This is a genomic window from Micromonospora coerulea, from assembly GCF_016598485.1.
Taxonomy (GTDB): Bacteria; Actinomycetota; Actinomycetes; order Mycobacteriales; family Micromonosporaceae; genus Micromonospora; species Micromonospora coerulea.
Genome location: NZ_JAEMUW010000111.1, coordinates 1 through 500, shown reverse-complemented (window position 1 = coordinate 500; position 500 = coordinate 1). Strand labels below are relative to the sequence as shown.

Sequence of the window (500 nt, the reverse complement as noted above, 5' to 3'; positions counted from 1 at the left end):
GCGGCGTCAGTATGGAGCCGACGGTCAAGGCCGGCCAGGTAGTCACCGCACGGACAGTAACCGGCACGTATGAGGCACGGCGCGGCGATGTCGTCTGATCCGTTCCCCCGGCGGTCTCTGGGGTGACCGTAAGGCGCCGCTGCTCAAACGCGTCGTCGCGGTCGGCGGCGAAACCATCGCCTGCTGCGATACCTCCGGCAAGGTGACGGTCGACGGTAAGCCGCCGGCCGAGCCGTATGTGGCTGAGGACGCGTCGCTCGACGAGCCGCCGAACCCGAACTACTGCGGGCCGCGCCGGTTCGCCGCGGTTACCGTGCCGGCCGACTCCGTCTTCGTCATGGGCGATAGCCGCGCCCGGTCGAACGACTCCCGGTGTGCCGGGCCGGTGCCGGTGTCGTCGGTCTTCGCCGTAATGGCCGACTGACCAGGGCGCACCTGACACTTGCCACGGACGTACCGAGGTGGCCGACACTAAGCGCTCGGACGGCGGCAGATGAGTG

Annotated in this window: 1 protein-coding gene; it reads left to right on the top strand. The window is 69.2% G+C overall.

Features of this window, described 5'->3' with window-relative positions:
- Positions 1–94 precede the first annotated feature (94 nt).
- Positions 95–424: a signal peptidase I gene (gene lepB / locus I8N68_RS32515; protein WP_200216933.1), complete on the top strand. Its 330-nt coding sequence runs from the start codon at positions 95–97 to the stop codon at positions 422–424.
- The last annotated feature ends 76 nt before the right edge of the window (positions 425–500 follow it).